General features: G+C 57.5%; 12 protein-coding genes. 11 read left to right on the top strand and 1 reads right to left on the bottom strand.

The genetic code is table 11. The annotated features are described in order from the left end of the window. Positions 1-120: 120 nt before the first annotated feature. The 11 genes from RB2501_RS08190 to RB2501_RS08145 all read left to right on the top strand — a co-directional run bounded on the left by RB2501_RS08190 (position 121) and on the right by RB2501_RS08145 (position 15,297). Entirely contained in the window at positions 121-1,299 is a 1,179-nt protein-coding gene (locus RB2501_RS08190; RefSeq protein WP_238528059.1) for an Lnb N-terminal periplasmic domain-containing protein, read from the top strand. Next, positions 1,296-3,173, top strand: a complete 1,878-nt coding sequence (locus RB2501_RS08185) for an ABC-F family ATP-binding cassette domain-containing protein (RefSeq protein WP_015754308.1) — start codon at positions 1,296-1,298, stop codon at positions 3,171-3,173. The genes RB2501_RS08190 and RB2501_RS08185 overlap by 4 nt, the downstream gene beginning before the upstream one ends. Before the next feature lie 16 nt (positions 3,174-3,189). Then, positions 3,190-3,681 carry a hypothetical protein gene (locus RB2501_RS08180; RefSeq protein ID WP_015754307.1) on the top strand — a complete coding sequence of 164 codons (492 nt, stop codon included), beginning with the start codon at positions 3,190-3,192 and terminating at the stop codon, positions 3,679-3,681. Positions 3,682-3,700: 19 nt separating this feature from the next. Beyond that, the gene (locus RB2501_RS16240; RefSeq protein ID WP_015754306.1) at positions 3,701-3,874 is read left to right on the top strand and encodes a hypothetical protein; all 174 of its coding nucleotides are present in this window, start codon (positions 3,701-3,703) and stop codon (positions 3,872-3,874) included. A gap of 10 nt (positions 3,875-3,884) precedes the next feature. Continuing rightward, entirely contained in the window at positions 3,885-4,463 is a 579-nt protein-coding gene (locus tag RB2501_RS08175) for a cob(I)yrinic acid a,c-diamide adenosyltransferase (RefSeq protein ID WP_015754305.1), read from the top strand. 132 nt (positions 4,464-4,595) lie between these two features. Further along, complete coding sequence (locus RB2501_RS08170) at positions 4,596-4,820, top strand: DUF2795 domain-containing protein (RefSeq protein WP_013551418.1); 225 nt, start codon at positions 4,596-4,598, stop codon at positions 4,818-4,820. Between the two features lie 210 nt (positions 4,821-5,030). Next, a complete protein-coding gene (gene secA, locus RB2501_RS08165) occupies positions 5,031-8,393 on the top strand; it encodes a preprotein translocase subunit SecA (RefSeq protein WP_015754303.1) in 3,363 nt (1,120 codons plus the stop codon). 177 nt (positions 8,394-8,570) lie between these two features. Next, entirely contained in the window at positions 8,571-9,788 is a 1,218-nt protein-coding gene (locus tag RB2501_RS08160) for a sensor histidine kinase (protein ID WP_041327097.1), read from the top strand. A 60-nt stretch (positions 9,789-9,848) separates the two neighbouring features. Beyond that, the gene (locus RB2501_RS08155) at positions 9,849-12,365 is read left to right on the top strand and encodes a M14 family metallopeptidase (protein WP_015754301.1); all 2,517 of its coding nucleotides are present in this window, start codon (positions 9,849-9,851) and stop codon (positions 12,363-12,365) included. A 94-nt stretch (positions 12,366-12,459) separates the two neighbouring features. Further along, on the top strand, positions 12,460-14,016 hold the full coding sequence (locus RB2501_RS08150; RefSeq protein WP_015754300.1) for an amidohydrolase family protein: 1,557 nt from the start codon (positions 12,460-12,462) through the stop codon (positions 14,014-14,016). Positions 14,017-14,355: 339 nt separating this feature from the next. Then, positions 14,356-15,297, top strand: a complete 942-nt coding sequence (locus tag RB2501_RS08145; RefSeq protein WP_148214319.1) for a hypothetical protein — start codon at positions 14,356-14,358, stop codon at positions 15,295-15,297. 70 nt (positions 15,298-15,367) lie between these two features. Here RB2501_RS08145 and RB2501_RS08140 read toward each other — a convergent pair whose 3' ends face one another. Next, on the bottom strand, positions 15,368-18,391 hold the full coding sequence (locus RB2501_RS08140) for a WD40/YVTN/BNR-like repeat-containing protein (protein ID WP_015754297.1): 3,024 nt from the start codon (positions 18,389-18,391) through the stop codon (positions 15,368-15,370). Between the last annotated feature and the right edge of the window lie 10 nt (positions 18,392-18,401).

The raw sequence follows: 18,401 nt of genomic DNA, 5'->3' as shown, positions 1-18,401 counted from the left end.
ATTAGTACAATTCGCAGAATATGCCGCCACCCTGCGGATACCGGCTGCCGGCGACATTGGAAGTTGCCGAAATATATTGGATATTTGTCGGCAATCCAACTTATCCCGGGCCTACAGCAAATGAACCATTTCCGAATCTTTCTCGTTTGTCTCTGCGCCTGTATGGCAGGGGTTGCTTCCGGACAGCAGGCTGTGCTCGGCCCCGACGCGCGGATCAGCGTAATTACCTGCGGGCCGGGTACCGACCTCTACGCGCAATTCGGCCACAGTGCCTTCCGGGTTCAGGATCCGGCACAGGGCCTCGACTGGATATACAATTACGGCACCTTCGATTTCGACACCCCGAATTTCTATATGAAATTTGCCAGGGGAAAACTCCGTTATGCCCTGAGCCGTACCGATTTTGCCAATTTCCTGTACACCTACCAGCTGGAGGGCCGGTGGGTCAGCGAACAACTGCTGGACCTGAATCCCGGGCAGAAAACCGCATTATTTGAATATTTGGAGCGGAACAACCGGCCCGAAAACCGCTACTACCAGTACGATTTCCTGGCCGAAAACTGCGCGACAAAGATCCCGGACGTACTCCGGGAAGTGCTCGGGCCGGGGCTGGACATGGTGTCCGGCTTCTCAGGCGACGGCCGTACTTACCGGGAACTCATCCAGCAAAACCTGCAGGTCAATTCCTGGTCCAGCCTGGGCATCGACCTGGCCCTGGGAGCCGTAGTGGACAGAAAGGCCTCCCCCCTCGGCTACAGCTTCCTGCCGGAATACGTCCGCCAACTCGTGGGGGACGCCACCCTGGGCGGGGAACCCCTTATCCTGAGGGAACGGGACATCCTGGACCTTCCCAACCCGGTAAACATTCGCTACTTTACCGCAAATCCGCTATTCTGGGCACTATTCCTTTTGGTGTTTACCGCAACCATCAGCTGGATCGATTTCCGGAACGGCTCCCGCAGCCGCTGGTTGGATTTCCTGCTTTTCCTCACCACGGGGCTCGCCGGTCTCCTCATCGGCTTCCTGTGGTTTTTTACGGACCACACCTCCACGGTTTGGAATTTCAACATCCTTTGGGCCTTTCCGGTCAATGGGTATATCGCCTTCAAACTGCTCCAGAAAAGAAAGCCGGACAACCGGTTGCGGCGGTACCTGATAGCTCTTCTGGGTTTAATGGGGGTCTGCCTGATCTTATGGGCCACCGGGGTACAGGCGTTCCACCCGGTTGTGGCCATCCTGTGGTCTGCGCTGGCCCTGCGCTACCTGTTGCTGATCCACCACCTAAAAAAACCGGCATGAACCTGCTCAGTGCCGAAAATCTGGCAAAATCCTATGGGGAGCGCACGCTGTTCTCCGGGCTGACCTTTGGGGTCAACCAGGGGCAAAAGGTTGCGCTTATCGCCCGGAATGGCACGGGTAAAACGACACTGCTGGACATCCTGGCCGGCAAGGACAGCCCGGACAGCGGATCGGTCACCTACCGGAAGAACCTGCGAAGGGCCTACCTGGAACAACACCCCGACCTCAACCCGGACCTGACCGTGGCACAGACCCTGTTCGACACAGGCAATGAAACGGTGCGGATCCTGGCCCGGTATGAGGAGGCCCTGGAACATCCGGAAGACACCAGGGGCTATCAACGGGCATTCGAAGCGATGGAGCGGGCCAATGCCTGGGACCTGGAGACCCGGTTTTCCCAGATCCTCTCCCGCCTCCGGCTCCACGACCAGAAACAACGGGTTTCCAGCCTTTCCGGCGGGCAACGGCGCCGGCTGGCCCTGGCGCACGCCCTGATCGAGGAACCCGAACTGCTCATCCTGGACGAGCCCACCAACCACCTGGACCTGGACATGATCGAGTGGCTGGAGGAATACTTCGCCAACCGCCCGGTAAGCCTGTTGATGGTCACCCACGACCGGTATTTCCTGGATCGGGTCTGTACGGACATCCTGGAACTCGAAGGGGGCGAACTCCACCATTACCCCGGCATCTACCAGGACTTCCTCAGGGAAAAAGAGGCGCGGGAACAAATTGCCTCCACCACCGCCAAAAAAACCCGTTCCCTGTATAAGCAGGAGCTCGAATGGATGCGCCGGCAGCCCAAAGCCCGTACCACCAAGTCCAAATCGCGGATCGAGGATTTTGAAGAACTGAAGAAGGAGGCCCTCAGCCGGCGGAAGGAACGGGAAATGGAGCTGGAGATCAATATGGAGCGCCTGGGCACCAAGGTGGTTGAGCTGCACAATATCTCCAAATCCTATGACGGCCGCGAATTGTTCAGCGGCTTTACCTATCATTTTAAGCGGGGGGAACGCATTGGCCTGATAGGCCCGAACGGCAGCGGGAAGACCACGTTCCTGGACCTGGTTACCGGAAACCTGGAAAGCGACACCGGGAAGGTGGTCCACGGCGAAACCCTGCAATTCGGCTATTATACCCAACACGGCCTGGAGGCATCCCCGGGGAAGAAGGTGATAGACGCCGTGCGGGAGTTCGGGGACTACATCCCGCTGAAAAAGGGGCGCCAACTCAGTGCCCAGCAATTACTCGAACGGTTCCTCTTTGACCGCAAAGCACAATACGACTATATAGAGAAACTCAGCGGGGGCGAACGCAAGCGTCTCTTCCTGTGCACCGTACTGATCCAGAACCCCAATTTCCTGATCCTGGACGAGCCCACCAACGACCTGGACATCGTCACCCTGAATGTCCTGGAGGAGTTCCTCCTCGATTTCCCGGGTACGCTCCTGATCGTTTCCCACGACCGGTATTTCATGGACAAGGTAACCGACCACCTCTTTGTCTTTGACGGCAAGGGCGGCATCCGCGACTTCCCGGGAAATTATTCCGATTACCGCCTGCAGGCGGAGGTGCCTTCCGGAGCGCCTGCGCCTGAGGTATCCGATGCAGCAACGTCTGTTACCCGGGATACCCCTGCCAATTCCGGGGCCAGAAAAGGGAAAAGGAACTACAACCAGGAACGGGAATACCGGCAGCTGGAAACCGAAATCGGAAAACTGGAGGCGCGGAAGCGGGAAATCGAAACGGGATTCAGCGATCCGTCCCTCCCCGGGGAGGAGATGGACCGGCTTTCCCGGGAATTATCCGATTTGCTGCAGGAACTGGAAGAAAAGACGGCACGCTGGTTTGAACTGGCCGCCATCGAAGAATAATCTGCAATATCGAGCCATGCTCCAGAGATTCCTTTACTGGCTCCGGGCCAAAAACCGACACGGGACGCATTCGCCCTTTATCTACAGTTTCCTGGACCAGACCTATTACCGGCAGAACAGACAGGGGCTGCCTTCCTCGCTCTGGCTGCTGCACGCGGCTCTCCGGCATTTCAAGGCGGAGTCGGCCTGGGCGTCAGAGCCCGCCGAAAAGCTGGTCAAAGAGCTTCAGGCGGAATTCCCGCAGCTAGTCTGGAAAGGGGCCCCTCCCGCGGACCTTTGCCTCTTTGAATCCCCGGGAAATGCGCTTTTGGAATGGCTGGAAAAACCGGGGAATTTCAACCGCCGCACCGTGGCGTATGTCGGCGGGTTGCGCGAGCCCGGTGGGCAGGTGGCCTGGAAAAAGGCCCGATCCCTGCCGCAGGTTCGCGTCAGCCTGGAGAATTTCTCCGCAGGACTGTTGTTTTTCAGGCACGGACAGGCCAGGGAACATTTTAGAATCCGGAATTAAACCATTAATTTTATGAGTCATGGATAACACCATTTTCTACATCCTCGGCGGCCTGCTCCTGGTGTACTTCCTGATCGCCACTTTTAACAAGAAAAAGGGACGGAAACGGAAATCGCGCAATTTTATGGAAGGCCAGCGGTTGCGGGACCGGTACAACGACGACCGGAATTCCGACCTTCCCCGGAAGGAATAAAAATCGCCTTATGAAAATATACACCAAAACGGGGGACGGAGGCACTACGGCCCTTTTCGGGGGCACCCGGGTTCCCAAGCACCACATCCGCATCCAGAGTTACGGGACGCTCGACGAGCTGAACAGCTGGATTGGCATGCTGCGGGACCAGGAGGCCTGCCAGCCGCACACCGAAACCCTGCTGGGTATCCAGGACCGCCTGTTCACCGCCGGGGCCATGCTGGCCACCGATCCGGAGAAGGCAACACTGAAAAGCGGGAAGCAGCGGCTGCAAATACCTGAGATCGAGGCCGGGGACATCGCCTCCCTGGAGACCGCCATTGACCAGCTCGAGGAGAACCTGGCCCCCATGACGCATTTTGTCCTGCCCGGCGGGCACCCGGCGGTGTCAACCTGTCACATCGCGCGGACGGTTTGCCGGCGCGGGGAGCGGATGACCACCCTGCTGGCCGAGCAAAGTCCGGTTCCGGATACCGTCCTGGCCTACCTGAACCGGCTCTCGGATTACCTTTTTGTGCTGTCCCGCAGCCTGGCGGCAGCTACCGGAACGATTGAAAAAAAATGGATTCCCGGGTCGGGGAGCGAATAAAATCGCAATTTCCCCGTTCTATTTTTGCCCAATTGTGATTTTTATTGTAATTATTATAAATAACAGTCGAAATCCTTGGCTGTTTTTGTTTAAAAATTATTTTTGCAAAAATTTTAAAATCAATCTACTGAGATGTATTGGACACTAGAATTGGCATCCTATCTGAGCGATGCGCCCTGGCCGGCCACCAAGGATGAATTGATAGATTATGCCATCCGCACCGGGGCTCCCCTGGAAGTGGTAGAAAACCTTCAGTCCATGGAAGAAGAAGGCGGGGAGATCTATGAATCCATCGAAGAGATTTGGCCGGACTACCCGACGGAAGAAGATTACCTCTGGAACGAGGATGAATATTGATACAAGCGGCAAGTCGCCATCCAAAAGCCTCATCTGAGGCTTTTTTTTATGTAATTTTGGCAGCCCCGGGCGTTTCTTCCGATAATTCGGGAAACTGGAACATCTTTTGCACGATTGCGGGTGTAATTGTCCCGGGAACGGGGCCCGGATTTCCGCTCCGCCCGCCAGGGGTATCCCCGCACCGGGCGGCCCTAAAAAATACCAGATACTATGAGTTTTATCAATACGGTCCTTAAGGCTTTTGTAGGCGACAAGGCCAGTAAAGACGTCAAGGCACTCCAGCCCCTTGTCGAGAAAATCAAATCCCATGAGGCGGCCATGCAGGCGCTTACCCACGACGAACTCCGCCAGAAAACGGCCGGGTTCCGCCAGGCGATTCACGAGGGAGTAGCCGATTTACAAGAGCAGATCGAGGCGTTGAAGGCCGAGGTCGGCAACTCCACGGACATCGACCTGAATGAAAGCCTCTACGGACAGATCGACGATCTGGAGGAACAGGCCTACCAGCGAACTGAAAAAATCCTCGAGGACCTGCTGCCGGAAGCCTTTGCCGTAGTAAAGGAAACCGCCAGGCGCTTCAAGGAAAACCCGGAGATTACGGTTACCGCCAGTGAATTCGACCGGGAATTGTCCGGACGCGCGGATTACGTTAGCCTGGACGGAGAAAAAGCCGTATGGAAAAACTCCTGGGATGCAGCGGGTAAGGAAGTGACCTGGGACATGGTGCACTACGACGTACAGCTCATCGGCGGGATCGCCCTGCACCAGGGCAAGATTGCCGAAATGCAAACAGGTGAAGGGAAGACGCTGGTGGCGACCCTGCCCGTATACCTGAACGCGCTCTCCGGAAAGGGCGTCCACCTGGTGACGGTAAACGACTACCTGGCCCGTCGGGACAGCGCGTGGATGGCCCCGATATTCGAATTCCACGGGCTTTCGGTAGACTGCATCGACAAGCACCGGCCGAATTCCGAGGGACGCCGCGCGGCCTACAATGCGGATATCACCTACGGGACCAATAACGAATTCGGTTTCGACTACCTGCGTGACAACATGGCACATACCCCGGGCGACCTCGTGCAGCGCCCCCACCACTACGCCATTGTGGATGAGGTGGATTCCGTACTGATCGACGATGCCCGGACGCCGTTGATTATCTCCGGACCGGTCCCCGAGGGCGACCGGCATGAATTCAACGAGCTGCGGCCCAAGGTATCCGAACTCGTGCAGAAACAGCAGCGCTACCTGACCGGGGTGCTGGCAGAAGCCAAAAAGAAAATCGCCGAGGGCGACACCAAGGAGGGCGGCCTGCTCCTGCTCCGCGTTCACCGGGGACTCCCCAAGAACAAAGCGCTCATCAAGTACCTGAGCGAAGAGGGCATCAAACAGTTGCTGCAGAAAACCGAAAATTTCTACATGCAGGACAACAACCGGGAAATGCCCACCGTAGATTCCGAGTTGTTGTTCGTCATCGATGAGAAAAACAACCAGATTGAACTCACCGACAAGGGCATCGAATACATTTCCGGGGACCAGGAAAAGGATTTCTTCGTCATGCCGGATATCGGGAGCGAAATAGCGCGGATCGAAAGCCAGGAACTCGATATCGAGGAAGAGGCCGAGAAAAAAGAAAGCCTTTTCAAGGATTTTGCCGTAAAAAGCGAACGCATTCACACGATGACCCAACTCCTCAAGGCGTATACGCTTTTTGAAAAGGACGTGGAATACGTGGTGATGGACAACCGGGTGATGATCGTGGACGAGCAAACCGGTCGGATCATGGACGGACGCCGGTATTCGGACGGGCTCCACCAGGCCATCGAGGCCAAGGAAAACGTCAAGATTGAGGCGATGACCCAGACATTTGCCACCATCACGCTCCAGAACTACTTCCGGATGTACAACAAACTGGCCGGGATGACCGGTACAGCTGTAACCGAAGCGGGCGAATTCTGGGAAATCTACAAGCTGGATGTGGTGGAAATTCCCACCAACCGGCCTATTGCCCGGGACGACCGGCAGGACCTCATCTACAAGACCAAGCGGGAAAAATACAACGCAATCATCGACCAGGTAACCGAATTATCGCAGGCGGGGCGGCCCGTACTGATCGGTACCACCTCCGTTGAAATTTCCGAATTGCTTTCCCGCATGCTGAGTATCCGCAAGGTGGATCACAACGTCCTGAACGCCAAATTACACAAGAAAGAGGCGGATATCGTGGCCGAAGCAGGGAAACCCGGCGTGGTGACCATCGCGACGAACATGGCCGGCCGGGGAACGGATATCAAGCTGACCGAAGAGGTCAAAAAAGCCGGCGGGCTGGCCATTATCGGGACCGAACGCCACGACTCACGCCGGGTCGACCGGCAGTTGCGCGGTCGTTCCGGCCGGCAGGGAGACCCCGGGAGCTCGCAGTTCTACGTTTCCCTGGAGGACAACCTGATGCGGCTCTTCGGGTCCGAGCGGGTGGCCAAGATGATGGACCGCATGGGGCTCAAGGAGGGGGAAGTCATCCAGCACAGCATGATGACCAAATCCATCGAACGCGCCCAGAAGAAAGTGGAGGAAAACAATTTCGGCATCCGGAAACGGCTGCTGGAATACGACGATGTGATGAACGCCCAGCGGGAGGTGGTTTATAAACGCCGCCGTCACGCCCTGCAGGGCGACCGGCTGAAGGTGGATATCGCCAACATGATCTACGACACCTGCGAGGTGATTGCGGAAACGAACAAACTGGCCGGGGATTACAAGAATTTTGAATTCGAGCTGATCAAGTATTTCTCCATCACCGCGCCCATCGACGAAGCGGAATTCAATAAGCTGGGATATCAGGAAATGGCCCAGAAAATTTACGCGAAGGTTTACGAGCACTACCAGGAAAAGATGAAACGGGCCGCCGAGATCGCCTTCCCGGTAATCAAAAAGGTCTACGAGGACGACGCGAATAAATTCGAACGGATCGTGGTGCCCTTTACGGACGGGATCAAGACGCTCAACGTGGTGACCAACCTGGAAGCCGCCTATGAGAGCGGCGGGAAGCAACTGATCACCGATTTTGAAAAAAACATCACCCTTGCCATCATTGACGATGCGTGGAAGACGCACCTGCGCAAAATGGACGAACTCAAACAATCCGTCCAGCTGGCCGTTCACGAGCAGAAGGACCCGCTCCTGATCTATAAATTTGAAGCCTTTGAGTTGTTCAAGGCGATGATCGAGAAGGTGAACAAGGAGGTGGTATCCTTCCTTTTCAAGGGCGAATTGCCGTCTTCGAACACCCAGCAAATCCAGGAGGCCCGCCAGGTTCGCAAGCCGAAGGAAAACCTGCAAACCAGCAAGGAGGAAATCCCGAACAGCGACGAACTTGCAGCCCGCAACCGCGCGGCAGGCCAGACCCAGGGGCAGCGCCCGCAGGTTACGGAGACCATCGTCCGGGAGAAACCGAAAATCGGACGGAATGAGCGCGTAACCATCAAGAATATCGTTTCTGGACAGAACAAAACGCTGAAATACAAACAGGCCGAACCCCTGCTGGCCAAAGGGGAATGGGTGCTGGTGGAGGATTAAAGCCCTCCCGGCATATAGTTGTAACAGGAGCGGCCCCGGCAGGGGTCGCTTTTTTTGTGGCATTCTTTCCCCCCGTTTTGATTTTATCGCAAAACATAGCTAGCTTTACCGTGATAAAGCGCTGTTCCCAGCAATCACCCAACCTGGCCTATGTCCGAGAAGCCGATTTTCATCAAAATGAAAAAGAACGAGAAGCACCGGGAGCGGCTTCAGGACAAAACCCGGCTGTTGTTCCGGGTAAACCTAATCGCCTCGGCCTGTTGCCTGGTCTTCGCCATCCTCTGCTGGCAATTGATGGACATCGTACGGGTCATCCCGCAGGTAATGGCCGGATTCGCGGTCCTGAACGGCCTGAACCTGCTCCTCCACCGCTTCCACAACAAACTGGTAATCACCTATAATATCGCGTCGATCATGGCGCTTTTGGGTTCTGTCGCCATTGTACTCTACAGCGGGGGGATCAACAGCCCGTTTATTTTTATCCTGGCCCTCATCGTCTTTGCCGGGTACGTGACTACCCGGGCCTACGGGCAGGTCTACCTGGCCATCAACCTGCTGATTGTCGTCCTGATATTTTCCCAGAGCGTAGGCGGCGTGGGCCTGGGGGAGAATGTCGTCCCGGAAGGGTCCCGCAACTTATTTGCTTTCCTGAGCATCCTGCTCTCCGTATACCTGTTGGGCGGCGTTTTCGGGCGGAACCTGCTCAGTGCCCACCACCGGCTCTACCGCTCCAAAGGGGAAATGGAACAGCGGATGCAGGAAAAGGAAATCCTCCTGAAAGAGGTGCACCACCGGGTAAAAAACAACCTGCAAACGGTTTCCAGCCTGCTTAGGATGCAGAGCCGCAGCATCGAAGACCCCGATACCCTCAGCCTGATCCGCAGCAGCCAGAACCGGGTAGTGGCTATGGCGATGGTCCATGAAATGCTCTATATGCGGGAAGACCTTTCCAAAATCGAATACCGTTCCTACGTTCAGGAACTCGGGGAATACCTGATACGTTCCATCAAAGGGCCCCAGAATAAAATCTCCCTGAAGATCGATATCCCGGAGATCGAGTTGGGTATCGACACAGCCATCCCCCTGGGTCTCCTGATCAACGAGGCCGTCACCAACGCCCTCAAATACGGTTTTAAGGACCAGGACGAAGGCCAGATCAGCATTGTGCTGGAAAAGGAGGACAAGACGGACTACATCCTGCGGATCGGGGACAATGGCGTGGGCTACCCCGAAAGCGTCTCCCACAAGACGACCAAGTCGCTGGGGCTTAAACTCATCTACAACCTGAGCCGGCAACTGCGGGGGTCGGTGATCCGGGACGCCTCCAAGAAAGGCACCAATTACATCATCCGTTTCCGGGAGGTGGCCCATGCGCCCTTCCATACGATTGCCTGAGGGGGCGTATCGGACAATATCCCTATCTTTAGGCGCGTAATTCAAAAGCCTTACCAACCCATGCGAAATACACTTGTAATCCTGCTGCTGGCATGCAGCACCTGCCTGTTTTCTCAGGACTATTTCCTCAAACAATACGAACCCTATAAATCCGGCATCCCTTCCCCTGAGGAATTCCTGGGCTACGGCATCGGGGAATACCACACCCGCCACGACCGGATTGTCCGATACCTGGAGGTTCTCGCTGAGGCTTCGGACCGGGCGCAGATAGAAACCTATGGGCATACCCACGAGCAACGGCCGCTGGTAATCCTTCGAATCAGCTCGGCAGAAAACCTCGGGCAACTCGAAACCCTCAGGGAGCGCCACCTGGAATTTACCAACCCGGATACCCCGTTCCGTGCAGACCCGGACCTGCCGGTATTTATCAACCTGGGGTATAACGTGCACGGCAACGAGCCCTCCAGCTCCGAGGCGGCCCTGCTGACGGCCTATATCCTCGTTGCCTCCGAAGACCCCCGGGTTGCGGGCTACCGCGAGGAATCCGTGGTCTTTCTGGACCCCACCATCAACCCGGACGGACGCGACCGGCATACCCAATGGGCCAATTCCTACCGGGGCAACCCGCTGGTATCCGATCCACAGGACGCCGAGCACAACGAATACTTCCCCGGGGGCCGGACCAACCACTACTGGTTTGACCTGAACCGCGACTGGCTCCTGGCCATCAACCCGGAGAGCCGGGGCAAACTCAACTGGTACCACACCTGGTACCCGAACGTGGTGACGGATTTTCACGAAATGGGGACCCAGAGCACGCATTTTTTTGAGCCGATGAAAGTCAACGGTTCCCGGGACCCGATCATGCCCCGGGAGAATTACGAGGACCTGAACGAACTCTTTGCCGGCTATTTTGTCCAGGCCCACGACAGCCTGGGCTCCCTGTACTTTACCAAGGAGGTATTCGACGGGACGTACCCGGGTTACGGCTCCTCCTACCCGGACCTCCAGGGCGGGCTCGGCCTGCTTTTTGAACAGGCGAGTTCCCGCGGACACTCCCAGAAGACCGCCTACGGCAAAATCACGTTTCCCTTCACCATCCGAAACCAACTGGTCTCCGGAATGGCAACGGTTCGGGCAGCTGTAGAAAACAAGGACTACCTGCAGCGCTACCAAAAAGAATTTTTTACCAGTGCCCTGCGGAATGCCGCAGCCGGGCGTGCCCGGGCCTACCGCATCCCGGCCAATCCGGACAAAAACCGGATGAAGGCCTTCCTGGACAAGCTCCTGATCCACCGCGTAAAAGTCTATGAAGATGGTCGCGGCGGCTTTGTAGTCCCCGCCGGACAGCCCCAGTACCGGATGGTGCAGACATTTTTTGAGACGTACCGGCAATACCGGGACAGCGTATTCTACGACGCCTCCGCCTGGTCGGTTGCCAATTTCTACAATATCGACTACCGGGCAGAGCGGAATTTCCGGCTCGGGGAAGCGGTAACCAGCCTAAAAGACCTCTTCCCGGTAACCCCTGTCGAAAAATCGGAATACGCCTACCTGATCGATTGGAACGACTACAACGCCCCGGCCCTGCTCCACGAGCTCCAAAACAAGGGGCTGGTCCTGGCCAGTTCCTTCAAACCGTTCACCACCCGCACGGGGGGAGCGGAAAAGCGCTTTGGATACGGAACCCTGGTCCTGCCCGTCCAACTCCAGTCAAAATCCCCCGACGAAGTATACCAACTCCTGCGCGAAGCCCAGGAAACCCATCAGGTCCCCGCATTCGGGGTGGCCTCGGGGTACCACCTTCGGGGCATCGACCTGGGGAGCCGCTACGTAGCGCCCCTGGAACAACCCAAGGCAGCCATGCTCATCGGTGAAGGGGTCCGCTCCTACGAAGCCGGGGAAGTCTGGCATTTGCTGGATACCCGCGTCCATATGCCGATTACAAAAATCCCCCTGAGGGATTTTGGCGGTGCTTCCCTGGACGACTACAACACGCTTGTCCTGGTGAGCGGCCGCTACAGTTTTTCGGACCGGGAAGAAAGGAAAATCAAGGACTGGGTGTCCAAGGGGAATACGCTGGTGGCCATCGCCGGGGCTGCCGAATACGCCATCGAAAAAGGCTGGGTGAAGGAAAAGCTGACCGAGAAGGAACAGGATACCACCGCAGCTACTGAGCGGAAACCCTATGTGGATGCCCCGGAAAACCTCGGCAAGGAAAGCGTGGGCGGGGTGATCCTGCAGGCAGACCTGGACCGGACGCACCCCCTGGCTTTTGGCTATACGGATTCCCGGATCCCGGTGTACAAAAACAACGAGGTCTGGTTGCAGCCGTCCAAAAACCCCTATGCCACCGTCGCTGCCTATACGGAGAACCCGCACCTGGACGGATTCCTCACCCGGGAAAACCTGGAGGATTACGCCAAGGGGTCCGCTTCCCTTTTGGTGAGCCCCCTGGGAGGCGGTCGCGTGGTGCTGTTTGCGGACAACCCGAATTTCCGGGGTAGCTGGTACGGCACAAACCGCCTGTTCCTCAATGCGCTTTTCCTGGGGAACCACATCCGGGTGCCCGATTAAAATAATCCCGGGCAATTTTCCAATGCGCCGGCTGCCGGCGCCCTAATCCAAAACCAACCCGCTAATACATCCAGCGACACTGAAAACCACGTCCATGCAAAAAGCAATCCTATTCGCCCTGCTCCTTTTGGGAGGAGCGCTCTCCGCACAACAGCCGCTCTCCGAAGGCCCTTTTGACCAATTGATCATTCGCGGCGCCACCCTGATCAACGGCAACGGGGCACCCCCTATCGGGCCGGTGGATATCGTCATCGAAAAAAACCGGATTGCCCGGGTGGCCAATGTGGGATTCCCGGGGGTGGCCATCGATCCGGAGAACCGGCCGGAACTGCAAGCCGGCGGGCGGGAAATCGAGGCAGCAGGCATGTACGTTTTGCCAGGTTTTGTCGACATGCACGGACATATCGGGGGCCGGGCCCAGGGGGCGGAACCGGATTATGTCTTTAAGTTATGGATGGGGCACGGGATTACCACGGTTCGGGAACCCAGTGGCCGCGGGGTCGATTTCACCCTGGATTTAAAGCGGAAAAGTGCCGAAAACCAAATCATCGCACCCCGGATCCTGGCCTATACAGGCTTTGGCCAGGGGCACGACGGACCCGTCAGCACGCCGGAACAAGCCCGGGAATGGGTACGGGAAAACGCCGGGAAAGGGGCGGACGGCATCAAATTTTTCGGGGCGGAGCCGGCGATCATGCAGGCCGCCCTGGAGGAGAATAAAAGACTGGGGCTGCGATCGGCATGCCACCACGCTCAATTGGCCGTTGCCCGCTGGAATGTGCTCCACTCAGCACGGGCCGGGCTGACGAGCATGGAGCACTGGTACGGTTTACCCGAAGCGCTGTTTGCAGACCGGACGGTACAGGACTATCCGCTGGATTACAACTACGCAAACGAACAACACCGGTTTGAGGAAGCCGGAAAACTCTGGGCCCAGGCAGCTCCCCCCTACTCGGACCATTGGAATGCAGTGATGGAGGAATTGCTCGCCCTGGACTTTACCCTGGACCCGACCTTCAATATCTACGAAGCGAGCCGGGACCTGCACCGGGCCCGTCGGGCGGAATGGCACGAGGAATATACCCTGCCCTCCCTCTGGCGGTTCTATGCGCCCAGCAAGGTCTCCCATGGCTCCTATTGGCACTATTGGGGGACGGAGCAGGAAGTTGCCTGGAAGGAGAACTACCGGCTCTGGATGACGTTTGTGAATGAATACAAAAACCGGGGGGGACGGGTTACCGCCGGTTCGGATTCCGGTTTTATCTACCAGCTCTACGGGTTTGGGTATATCCGGGAGCTCGAATTGCTCCGTGAGGCCGGGTTCCACCCGTTGGAGGTGATCCGCGCGGCCACCCTGAACGGGGCGGAAGCCCTGGGAATGGAAGGGGAAATCGGCAGTGTGGAGGTGGGGAAACTCGCCGACCTGGTAATCATCGGGGAAAACCCCCTGGAAAACCTGAAAGTACTTTATGGTACGGGAGCCATCAAACTGACTGAAGCCAATGAGGTGGTCCGCGTTGGCGGGGTCAAATACACGATCAAGGACGGGATTGTCTACGACTCAAAGGCGCTGCTGGAGGATGTGCGCAATCAGGTTCGTCAGGCCAAGGAGTCCGAGGGCTGGGAGTTGAAACAGCCCGGAAAGGACTGAAGCCGCCTTTCGGCGTTGCCGGGAGGTTGCCGGACAGCCATGGCTTCCCGGGAATTCGGAACCTGAGGATCCTTATTTACGCACCCGTACGGGCTTGAGCTTGCGAAGGGACAACATCAGGATGCAGGCGATGCCTGCCAGGGCAATCAGGAGTAGTATCATAGGGTGAAGATACGGTTTAAACTTCCTGAAAATACGCCGGAATTGCCAGTTTTCTGTTAAATTCGGGACCAACGACCCAAATATGGGGTAAACAACCTGTCCATCCCGGCAATTCCATTCCTTTCGTGCCGGATACCCGGCGGATTTTGTATCTTTTTACATCCCAAATTCCCGCCTATGTCGTACATGCTGCTCCCATTGAGGTATCGAAACGCTCTGAAATTGCTCGCTTGCTTATGCCTGGTGGGCGCATATCCGGTAGCCCACGGCCAGGCAACCGCAGAGGCATCCACCTTTTATACCTGTCTCAGGGACTCCTATCAGTCCGACGGCTCCGTTCTTGACAGCCTGATGTCCGGTTATGAAGCGACCCTGGTTGAGCTGGAACTCCTGGAGGGTACCGCCCCAGCCGATTACAGGGGACTCCTGCAACGCATTGCCTCCGGCCAGCGGATCGAAGCGGCGATGCCGTTCCGATTCCGCGACCGCCTCCGGGCCCTACCCGTCGATTCCACCGCATGGCGTGCCTGCCAGCTGGCCCTGGAGCGTTTCCGTTCGGACAACCCGGAAGCCATGCTCACCCGTTTCCTGGACCGGCGGGACGTGCTGGTTACCGAAGGGATCCGTGCAGACCTGCAGGCGTCCTCCCTGCTCGACATCCTCGGGGAAGCAGCCTTTGAACACCCCTTTTACCGGTTGCAAACCTATTACCTGATCGACCTGCAGGCCGGATCCGCCGCCCTGCCCGACCTGTTGCCGGAAACCGTTAGCGGCCAGGCAGCCCGGTATGCCTCCCGCGGGGCGAATATCCTTCGGCTTTACCTGAATGAGCGGACTCAAACCATCGTGGAAGACCAGCTCGTCTCCCCGGAGCGGCTGGCCGAACGCGTCCACCGGCACGCCCGGGAATTCGGCCGGGAAGCCCTGTACGTGGTGGAATTGGAGCTCGATGTAAAATACCGGCAGTACGTCTACCTGAAAGACCGGATTGCCCGCGCAGTCAATGAAGTGCGGGACGAGTATTCCCGGAGGGTCTTCGGCAAGACGCTTACAGAGGCTTCGGAGGCAGAAAAACTGTTGCTGGAAAACCGCTTCCCGATCCGGGTGGTCCTGCCCTAATAAAAAAATCCGCCGCCCTGTGAGGGCGGCGGATAGTTGGAATCTTTGATAATTCGCCGAAAACAGCCGATCAATCCATTTCAAGGAAGGCTTCAAAGTCGGCGAGTTCCAGGGTCTCCCCTCCCTTTACTTTTGGCTTCAGCGATTCAAACTCCGCCTTGCCTTCTTCAAACCGCTGGCGGATAAGTTCCAGATTGGCCCGGTCGGCAGCAGTTGGCGCGTCGTAGCTGCCGGCCACCTTGCTGTAAAGGTCTGCCATTTTTTCCCGCAGTTGGGGCTCGGCGGAACCTACGTAATTGTCGCCGGTGGTGATGACCAGGGTCTCCTTCAGGGCATTGAGTTTCTTCAGTTCCCGGGTGTCCCCGGCCGCCTCTGCCTGGGCGATATAGGCGTCCAGCTGGTACACGAGGTAGGCCAGGTCCTGGGTCATGTCGTAGAGCTCCATGGTGGTTTCGTATTTCCGGGCCCGGGCTTCATCGGAAATCCCGTTGTCGGCATATACGAGCTCAAAGGGGTATTCATAGGTGTCCCGGCCCTTGGTGATGACTGCCGTATAGGAACCTGCCGGTACCGTCGGGGAAGTAAAGCCCCCGAAAGAGAAGGTTTTGGCACGGGCCACTTTGGGCTGTTTTCGGACGTATCCCCAGTTGACGATATTGATTCCCTTGGACTTGCCGGGTTCCAGGTCCAGCACCTTGTTCCCGCTGGCATCCCGGATCTCCATGGTCATCTTCCCGAAAGTATGCCGGCTTTTCATGAAGTATTTGATCTGTGCCGCCCGGCTTCGGTTGCCACCGACAAATTCGGTGGATACCGTGGAACTGCCAAAGCTGCTGGTTTCATCAATCACGGTAGGTTCGCCCTCGAAAAAATGCAGCGTCTCCCCGAGCACCTCCGCATTGATTTCACGCAAGGGGGAGATGTCGTCTATGATGATCACGCCCCGGCCGTGCGTACCGAGCACCAGGTCGTTGGTGCCCTTGTGGAGTTCCAGGTAATGTACGGCAACCGGGGGCAGGTTGTTCCGGAACGGCGTCCAGCTAAGCCCCCCGTCCAGGGTGACGAACAGTCCGAATTCCGTACCCAGGAACAACAGGTCCGGGTTTTCGTAATCCTCCTGCAGGCTGCGGGCGAATCCCTCAACCTCATCCGTGATAATCGAGGTCCAGGTATTCCCGAAATCCGTGGTTCTATACGCATAGGGGGTCATATCGCCATGGGAATGCCCCTCGAATACCGCATAGGCCGTGCCGGCGTCGTGCACGCTCGCCTCAATGTGGTACACCCAGGTATTGGCCGGGAGGCCCGGCACATTTGCCACCGTGTTTGTCCAGGTCTTTCCCCCGTCCCGGGTCACCTGTACATTCCCGTCGTCAGTACCCACCCAGATCACCTGCTCGTCCCGTGGCGATTCGGCAATGGTAAAGATGGTGGTGTGGTTCTCCGCACCGGAATTATCCATGGAGAGGCCGCCGGAGTCCTCCTGCTGCTGTTTGGCAGGGTCGTCCGTGGTCAGGTCCGGGCTGATCACCTCCCAGGTATCCCCCATATCCTCGGACTTGTGCAGGTACTGGCTGCCCATATACAGCCTGTCGGGCTGCGTGGGGCTCAGCGCCATAGGCGCATTCCAGTTAAACCGAAGGTCTTCGGCCCCCGGGGAGGGTTGCGGTTGGATCGTCTTGATCAATTGCTTTTCGGTATCCGTCCGCCATACGTTTTGCGCGCCCTGCATTTCCGAATAGATGACCGGTTTGGTGGCGTGTTTGAGGACCCGGAATCCGTCGCCCTGCCCGATAGACGTCCAGTGGCGCCCCCGGATCCCGCCAGGAGCCGAGGTCGGGCCATACCAGGAACCGTTATCCTGCAGGCCGCCATATACATTATAGGGCGTCGCATTGTCCACACTGATATGATAGAACTGGGAAAGGGGCAGGTCCTCGGTGATCTCCATGGTATTCCCCCCGTCCCAGCTGCGGTACAGGCCCCCGTCCGTACCGGCATAGATAATATCCGAGTCCACAATGCTGAAGGCCAGGTCGTGGATATCCGAGTGCATATTGCCCAGGTTCCGGAAGGTCTTCCCGCCATCCCGGGAAACCGAGCCGCTCAACCCGGCTTTCAGAACGACGTTCTCATCCCGCGGGTCCACGACGATACGCGAAAAATAGAACGGCCTGACGGTTATTTCGAAGTCGTTGTTGAGTTGCGACCAACTGGCTCCTGCATCGTCGCTGCGATACAGGCCTTTCCGCTCGGGTTGCTCCGCCTCGATGACCGTGTAGAGCACCTTGGGGTTTGACGGGGCCGCCGCAATGGCCAGCCTTCCCAATTTGCCTTCGGGGAAACCGTTGTGGATTTTGTTCCAGCTCTGTCCGCCGTCGACTGATTTGTACAGGGCACTGTTTCCACCGCCGGACTCAAACGACCAGGGGGTTCGCCGGAATTCCCACATGGAGGCGTAGATGGTATTCGGGTCGGTGGGATCCATCGCCATGTCGGCCACCCCGGTCCGGGGGTCCACATAGAGGATCTTCGTCCAGGTGCTCCCGCCATCCGCGGATTTATAGACCCCGCGTTCTTCGCTGTCGCTCCAGAGCGCCCCGAGGACGCCCACGTAGATTTCATCGGGATTGTCCGGGTTGATCAGGATATTGGCGATCCGCTCGCTGTTTTCAAAACCGAGTTTCTCCCAGGTGGCGCCGGCATCCCCTGAGCGGAACAAGCCGCATCCCACCGAGACGCTGTTCCGGGTCCAGGTTTCCCCGGTTCCCACATAGATCGTGTTATCCGGGTCCGTGGGGTCCAGGGTCACCACGCCGATGGATTGGCAATGGTCTTCAAATATCGGGGCAAAGGTGGTACCGGCATCCCCGGATTTCCATACGCCCCCGCCGGCCGAAGCCACATAGAGGACGCGGTTGTTGGTCGGGTGGAGTTCCAGGTCGTTGATACGCCCGCTCATCAGGGCCGGGCCAATGTGCCGGGCCCTCAGGTCGCCGAACAGGTTGTCGGCACGGAGGGTATCGCGTTGCTGGCCTGCCGCCGGCAGACATACGGCGACGGCAAGCAGCAGGAGCAGCTTGGATAATTTCATGTTGGGAGGT

The sequence above is a fragment of the Robiginitalea biformata HTCC2501 genome, assembly GCF_000024125.1.
GTDB classification, from domain to species: Bacteria; Bacteroidota; Bacteroidia; order Flavobacteriales; family Flavobacteriaceae; genus Robiginitalea; species Robiginitalea biformata.
This window is presented reverse-complemented; position numbering and strand designations above follow the sequence as displayed.

Excerpts from the sequence above, each read along its gene's own strand:
- RB2501_RS08190 (WP_238528059.1), top strand. The coding sequence starts at position 121 with ATGAACCATTTCCGAATCTTTCTCGTTTGTCTCTGCGCCTGTATGGCA.
- RB2501_RS08185 (WP_015754308.1), top strand. The coding sequence starts at position 1,296 with ATGAACCTGCTCAGTGCCGAAAATCTGGCAAAATCCTATGGGGAGCGC.
- RB2501_RS08180 (WP_015754307.1), top strand. The coding sequence starts at position 3,190 with ATGCTCCAGAGATTCCTTTACTGGCTCCGGGCCAAAAACCGACACGGG.
- RB2501_RS16240 (WP_015754306.1), top strand. The coding sequence starts at position 3,701 with ATGGATAACACCATTTTCTACATCCTCGGCGGCCTGCTCCTGGTGTAC.
- RB2501_RS08175 (WP_015754305.1), top strand. The coding sequence starts at position 3,885 with ATGAAAATATACACCAAAACGGGGGACGGAGGCACTACGGCCCTTTTC.
- RB2501_RS08170 (WP_013551418.1), top strand. The coding sequence starts at position 4,596 with ATGTATTGGACACTAGAATTGGCATCCTATCTGAGCGATGCGCCCTGG.
- secA (WP_015754303.1), top strand. The coding sequence starts at position 5,031 with ATGAGTTTTATCAATACGGTCCTTAAGGCTTTTGTAGGCGACAAGGCC.
- RB2501_RS08160 (WP_041327097.1), top strand. The coding sequence starts at position 8,571 with ATGAAAAAGAACGAGAAGCACCGGGAGCGGCTTCAGGACAAAACCCGG.
- RB2501_RS08155 (WP_015754301.1), top strand. The coding sequence starts at position 9,849 with ATGCGAAATACACTTGTAATCCTGCTGCTGGCATGCAGCACCTGCCTG.
- RB2501_RS08150 (WP_015754300.1), top strand. The coding sequence starts at position 12,460 with ATGCAAAAAGCAATCCTATTCGCCCTGCTCCTTTTGGGAGGAGCGCTC.
- RB2501_RS08145 (WP_148214319.1), top strand. The coding sequence starts at position 14,356 with ATGTCGTACATGCTGCTCCCATTGAGGTATCGAAACGCTCTGAAATTG.
- RB2501_RS08140 (WP_015754297.1), bottom strand. The coding sequence starts at position 18,391 with ATGAAATTATCCAAGCTGCTCCTGCTGCTTGCCGTCGCCGTATGTCTG.